The sequence below is a fragment of the Micromonospora sp. GCM10011541 genome (genome assembly GCF_042650725.1).
Lineage (GTDB): Bacteria > Actinomycetota > Actinomycetes > Mycobacteriales > Micromonosporaceae > Micromonospora > Micromonospora sicca.
In genome coordinates this window covers 1-533 of the sequence record NZ_JBHSBP010000075.1, presented here as the reverse complement: position 1 = coordinate 533, position 533 = coordinate 1, and the positions used below count along the sequence as shown (strand labels likewise).

Sequence of the window (533 nt, the reverse complement as noted above, 5' to 3'; positions counted from 1 at the left end):
GCGGTTGGCTTTGCTGCGGATCAGCAGATGCGCGCCGGTCGCGGCGATGGTGGTCAGCAGGTCGGCGGCGGCGTAGTTGCGGTCGGCCAGCAGCAGCATTCCTTGTTGCAGGCTACGGGTCAGCGTCCGGGCCTGGTCGAGTTCACCGACGCTGACCGGGTCGAACACGGCATCGATCAGCGACCGGGTGCCGCAGGTCAGCAAGGCGCTCAACCGCAGCTGGGGGTACCCGGAACTACCGTTGCTGCAGCGATGCTTGGTGTATCGGCCGGTGTTCGCCGGCGTGTCCGCGACGACCAGGGTGGTGCCGTCGATCACGGTCAGCAGCAGACCTTGCCAGCGCACCTGCGTGGCGCTCGTAGCGGCAGGGCCGCGTAGCAGGTCGAACAACGCGCGCACCGGTCGCGGGCCGAGGCGTTGCCGGGCCTGACGTAACGCGCTGCCGCTGGGCGAGGCGATCGGCAGGCCGGGCAGGCCGCTGGTGAGTTTCGACCACACCTGCCGGTAGCCGAGTTCGGCGAACAGGCATCCCG

General features: G+C 69.4%; 1 protein-coding gene. It reads right to left on the bottom strand.

The window, feature by feature from the left end:
- Positions 1-533, bottom strand: a 533-nt coding sequence (locus tag ACFOYX_RS28600) for a transposase domain-containing protein (protein ID WP_377534554.1), incomplete at both ends; no start/stop codon positions are given.